At 39.2% G+C, this 5737-nt stretch carries 4 protein-coding genes; all 4 read right to left on the reverse strand.

Features of this window, described 5'->3' with window-relative positions; genetic code table 11:
- A partial coding sequence (locus C7A19_RS00780; RefSeq protein ID WP_155522528.1) for a TerB family tellurite resistance protein occupies positions 1-532 on the reverse strand: 532 nt, incomplete at its 3' end.
- A gap of 22 nt (positions 533-554) precedes the next feature.
- Positions 555-1559 (reverse strand): hypothetical protein, encoded by a 1005-nt coding sequence (locus tag C7A19_RS00785; protein WP_116643886.1) that lies wholly within the window; start codon positions 1557-1559, stop codon positions 555-557.
- A 66-nt stretch (positions 1560-1625) separates the two neighbouring features.
- Entirely contained in the window at positions 1626-5249 is a 3624-nt protein-coding gene (locus tag C7A19_RS00790; RefSeq protein ID WP_116643887.1) for a patatin-like phospholipase family protein, read from the reverse strand.
- Between the two features lie 12 nt (positions 5250-5261).
- Complete coding sequence (locus C7A19_RS00795) at positions 5262-5567, reverse strand: hypothetical protein (RefSeq protein ID WP_116643888.1); 306 nt, start codon at positions 5565-5567, stop codon at positions 5262-5264.
- Positions 5568-5737 lie beyond the last annotated feature (170 nt).

The following is a 5737-nucleotide window of genomic DNA, read 5'->3' on the forward strand; positions in this document are numbered from 1 at the left end:
CATCAAAATAGTGTAGTAAATGTTTAAAATATTCAGAGTTTAGTAAGTGACTAGAAAAATATAATGAACTTTCTTCCCAGTCTTTATTTTTAATATGGCAGAAAAAATCAAAGATATCTTGATATATTCCCTTTAAAACTTCTAACTGTTCCGCAATCTTATCTACTACTGCTTTTTCTTTCTCATCAATATTATCATCTCGACGCGTCATCATTAATGCATCAAAAAGGAACAATTGTGCTATTGGTCTACGTCTAAAGGTACGGAAAAACGCTTGTACGGTATCCTTATCAGGACGTTGAGCAAACTCTACAAAACTGTCAAGAATGGCTTCATCCATCTCAAATGATTTGATCAAAATAAGAATATATTCTTTCTCCTCTGGGTGAATATCTCCATCAGCGTTCATTACAAGAGCTAAACCTTGCAAATAGAGCAAACGCTCTTCGAGCGGTAAATCCTTTGCCGCATGATTTTCAAAAGCATTTGCTTCTTTCGTTGCTTCATTAATCACATCTAATATGTCCATCATATTATAAACGCTCCAAGTTTTATCAAATTAAATCACGAAGCTCTTTAAGCGCAGCCATGCTAGCGTCTAATTGCTTTACGTCTCTTTGAAATTGCTCTATGTCTCTTTGAAATGAATCGACTTCAGAAACACCTTCAAGCTTACAGTTGTTGAATAAATTTCTTTTAAAAAATAATTTTAGCACTAGCATTTTAGAGTGGACGCTAACAACATTACAATTAGATATTGACTTCAACTTAAGTTTACTAATCGTCATTTCATGACTGTGTTCATTGAAAGGGCCTCCTTCATCGAAACTAGGATTTTCTTCGCCAATCAACCATATTTTTGTTTTTTCTGCTCCCGCGCCATTTATTGTAGTTAAAAATAATTTATCAACATCCTCCTCTGACAACCAAAACGCGCCCTCACCCAGATTTATATTTACATTGGAAACACCTCGACCAAGAAGAATGCGAAATTTTTCATCGCTTGAAACCTTCACGCTTTCAGGTTCATAATCAATTCTGGCATATTCCAATAAATGCTTCCAATCCCAATACTCTTCGCCCTCAATAGCTTGAATGTTAGATTTATCTCTAGAATTGATAGCGTTAATCACTTTCTCTACTAGCTCTAAATCTTCGTCTGGAAAATGTATTAAGTAGCATAGCTGCTTGATAACCTCTTTTTTTACCTTACAATAGCTTTCACTTTGGTGGTACATCATAACAGCGTCATAAAAAAATGTGCTCACTAGATTATTAGAAGTAAGTATATCTTTTAATCCCTCGATAAATCCTTCATCTATTGATTGTGAGTTTTCTTCAACTCCTTCTAATACCTCTTCAGGAAGTTCCAATGTTCTCAGTAACGTACATATAAACCTTTTCTCTGATTTATCGGCCTGCTCATCAGATCCCATAATAAGCCCAAGACCATAAAGGTATGTCACTTTGCACTCTAAATCTAAGTCACCTATTGGATGCTCTAACAGTGTGAATGTTTCATCATTATATTTTTTTAGTGATTTTAAAATATAACTCATAATTGCCTCGAATAAAGCTGGTTAGCTATAGCGCTTTGCACTTTCACAAAACTCCATAGCGTTAAGCTAGCTATTATCAATTTTCTGCTTTAGAGTAGACATTGCAGCTAGCTCTTGCGTTAGCTGCTTCTTCGTCTCTTCAAATGTGTCTGCTTGTTCTTTATGTTGTTTTTGCAGTTCAACAAGCTGCTCGTTATGCGCTTGCTTCTTCTGCTCAAGAGTAATATGAAGTTGTTGATTAAAGTTTCTTACTAGACGAGCTAGATGATCAGCTACTGTATCCATAATTTGGCTTGTCGCTTCTGGTATCACTTGGTCACGAATTTTCTGCTCAATTTGCGAGTCTCGCTCCGCTTCGTTGTCTTTTTTCTTACCAAGCAAACCGCCTACGATACCAACAACAAGACCAGCAATCGGACCTAGTACAACTAAGCTAATCGCCCCTGCAATGGTTCCTGAGCTTAGTGAGAATTTCTCTTTCTCTTGCGGTGGAATATCTAGATGAACTCCAATGCCATTTACATCGACAGTGTCGTTACTCTCTAACTTACTCTCGAATCGTTCTAGCTCTTTTTCAATGAGCTCATCTAGCTCAACCTGTACTACTGGTCGTACGATGCTAGCCATGGAGTCAGACAAAGTATTACTCTTAGCCGCACTTACTAAGCGGTGTGTATTGTTCGATAATACAGAGCTAATTTTAGCGGTAAGTTGCTCTTTACCTACGCTGCATAGATTATACTCAAGCTCGGTTATCATCCGTTCAAGGCGTTGCTTTTCTTTATTAAAGTTCTGCTCTAGGCCGTTTATCTTATCTTCAATTTCAACCGCACTATTTGAGGTATAAAATATTTTCGCTTTTAAAGCTTCTCCAATGCTGGCAATCAATGATGACAGTGCTGGGTGATAACGATGTTTCAGCAACGTATCAAACTGACTTGCAGCATTATCAATGATCGTTTCAAAGCCTTTTATCGCATATAGCTGTTTATCTTTCGTTTCGATACTTGTTACTTCAAAGTCATCTTGCATTCTTTCATTGAGCGTTTGCTTCACTTGCTCAATGGTTTTTGCTAATTCGACTTCAGACTTACGAGCCGCTTTGGAAATTATACAAGCAATGTCTTTATTGTAGTCGTAGTAAATCTCTTCGAGGCGTTCTACGACTGTGTTATCAAACGGGATATTAGCAGGGAATAGAGTAACAAAGTAGTCGCCACGCTCTAGGTAGGTTGCTATCGCTTTCTGATGCGCTTTGTTACGAGCGTCAAAGCCAGGCATGTCGACTAGCACTATGTCTCTTCTATTCTTTAAGCGTTGGTTATTAAGCTCTACAGTCAGATAGGCTACTTGTTCAGTAGGCTGAAAACCTTGTAACGCATTCAATGAGTAAACCGCTGGTTGAGTACCATCAACGTAATGAACCGTAAATTGCTCCACGTCACCGTAAGTCAATTCGGTGGCTACTGCCGTTTCTGGTGCAATATTTACCTTTAAGTAGTCTTTACCTAAGTAGCTATTAAGTAATGAACTCTTACCTGCTGAAAATTTACCGATGATCGGAATGACCACTGTGTAGTTGTTAATTCGTGAGTTAAGAAACTCTAACTGCTCTTTGATACTTTCATCACTCAAGTATTGAGTGTTAGCTTCTTTTAACTCTGCAATCACTGATAACCACTGAGCCTGAACTTGAGAAGCAATAGATCCATTTGGCAGTAATGGAGTTTCCGCTGATGTCAGATTAAGTGTCACTGGTCTGCGATCATTTTGCCGTATGGAGTGAAGAAGCTCTAAACCTAACTCTTTTGCAGGACGAGGAGTAAAGAGGTTCAATCCAAGCTCGGACTCTAACTCACCAATAATATCTCGATCACTTGATACCTCATTCGCCATCTGAATGCCTTTCAGTAGAGGGAAATCATTCTCTTTGTGGCTCGCTACAGGCAAAATGTACTGCCCACCAATATTATCGATAAGTTTGCCTTGCTTAGCCTTCCAGATAAGTGACGCTGGCACTAGCTCCTCTTCATCAATCCTCAAAGCTTTCATCGCATTTACATACCGAGCTAACTCATTATTTCCCCAAGTATGACCAGACGTTAGATAAAAGCTACTCGTGAGATCAAGTAGTGACTGATAGGCATTGGAACCTAAGCCTCTAGCCGTAGCGACATGAAACCAGTCATTTATGATTTGGTTTCGTTCCAAAGCCTCAACTCTTTGAGAGACGTGCGATATTTTTTTAGAAAGCTCTGCCTCCAACACTTCAAAGCCATTTTTCATAAGTGCTAATGAATAGTTTAGTCGATGTTCTGCCATCTGGATGCTTCCATATAACACATTGACTTGGTTCATTAGATAGTTGGTTTTATTTGATAGAGAGGCAACAACTTCTACTGTTAGCTTGTTTTTCTCATTCAGCTTTTGTATCAAGCGTTGGTTAGCATAAATTGCTCTGTTTAAACCATGATTAACCTCTGCCTGTCGCTCATTATTACTACTAGTAAGATTACCGATGATACGCCCAAACCTGCTTTGCTCTAGCTGTGTATTTATTGCGCCTTCAGTCGATGCAAGTGTTGTAATTGATGAAAAAGCCTCATTGAGTAACTCGGTAGAGTTGTCTTTCATTTCGGCGATCAAAGTATCAATGCTGCTATCAATGAAGGCTTGTTCTTGTACACCAACCTCTTTTGCAACTTGTTGTGTGACCTCTTTAATGGTTTCATAGCTATCAAGCTGACCACTTCTTAGTTGCTTATTCAGATAGACGCTTTGATCGAACTCTTTTGCATCTTCTGCAAGCTTATCGATAACCGCTACAAACTGCTCTTCCGTATCCTGAAACTCTTTAAACTGCTCCAAAATTCGCTTCACATCCTCATAGCCTTCATCAATCAGTTTGCCTGCATTTTCAGGAGTAAAATTAAGAGGTGCAATTAACCCATCAAATTCTCTATTGGGTACGATGTTCCAGAAACGAACATTAGGGTATTGTTTCTCTGTCTGAGATAACTGTGGGTCTCGCTCTAAATATAGATTAATGATGTGAGTACAGTTGTGCTGTTCGATCAACACCTTACAAGGGGTGTTATCGCTATACTCACCAGGCAATACGCCACCATCGAAGTAAGTCGTTCCATCAATATCGATGCCATCAAAGACAATAGGAATGGCTGCTGATGCCAGTAGCCACTGAACTATACTTGTCGGTGTTTTATCTGTTAGAACTGGGTACTCTAATTTTCGGGAACTAGAGTTCAATGCACAAACATGGAACGGGATTTGACTTCGACTAACGTCATCACAAGCACCACTTGTTTCAATTAGGTATTTCAGCCCACTTTGATTAAATAACCCCTGTGATTGATTCAACCCCGTGATAGCCAAAACTGCTCTAGCTGCCAATGACGGTGTGAACAATATACTCGTATAGGAAGCGGCTTTTCTAGCAAGATTGTCTTTATTCAAAGACATAATTTGGTCTTCAGAGATGCCACGCCATAGTTTTTCTGCGGCTGATACATCACCTTGTACGAACAAAGCGCCATTCAAGCCCCCTACTGACGTACCAGCAACCGCTTCTACATTTTTGTCTAGGCCAAACTCGTGCAGTGCTTTCCAAGCGCCTACTTCATAAGCGCCTTTACCACCACCACCTGAGAAAACAATACCTAACTTGCTCATAATTCAACCTACTTAATCGAAACTGACAGACACTGATGCTTTTTTGCTACTAATGATTTGCACTTTCACTTCTTGCGAAACATAAAATTGCTCAAACTTGAGTGACGGTGCTGTTTTATTGATCACATTTTTCATGACCATAATTTCTAGATTTGGGGCTTTATCCAATTTGATAGACAAACCTAAGACACTTACCTTCGTCACCTCCCCTTCTAGACTATCGAGGTTTGCTAAATGTGATAAGGCGCTTTGATCTCCTTGAAGAAGCGCATCAAACTTAAATGTCGCGCTTTGTGCTACGCCTGACTTCTTTCTCATCGCTTTTAGTTGAGTAATACTTGGCTTATCGGATAAAAAAATTTTCTTTGATTTACAAACTTCCCTCAACAAATCTTCTATCTGAACATGAATTTTTTCAGAGTCTCGTTTATGACGTTGTAAGGCGCGGATTCAACCGCGAAGTGCAACACTCTCGTCTGCAGCCTGAC

This window comes from Salinivibrio sp. HTSP, assembly GCF_003390965.1.
Lineage (GTDB): Bacteria > Pseudomonadota > Gammaproteobacteria > Enterobacterales > Vibrionaceae > Salinivibrio > Salinivibrio kushneri.

What these genes read in the sequence shown, in the direction of transcription:
- C7A19_RS00785 (WP_116643886.1), bottom strand. Translation starts at nt 1,559, where the DNA reads ATGAGTTATATTTTAAAATCACTAAAAAAATATAATGATGAAACATTC.
- C7A19_RS00790 (WP_116643887.1), bottom strand. Translation starts at nt 5,249, where the DNA reads ATGAGCAAGTTAGGTATTGTTTTCTCAGGTGGTGGTGGTAAAGGCGCT.
- C7A19_RS00795 (WP_116643888.1), bottom strand. Translation starts at nt 5,567, where the DNA reads ATGAGAAAGAAGTCAGGCGTAGCACAAAGCGCGACATTTAAGTTTGAT.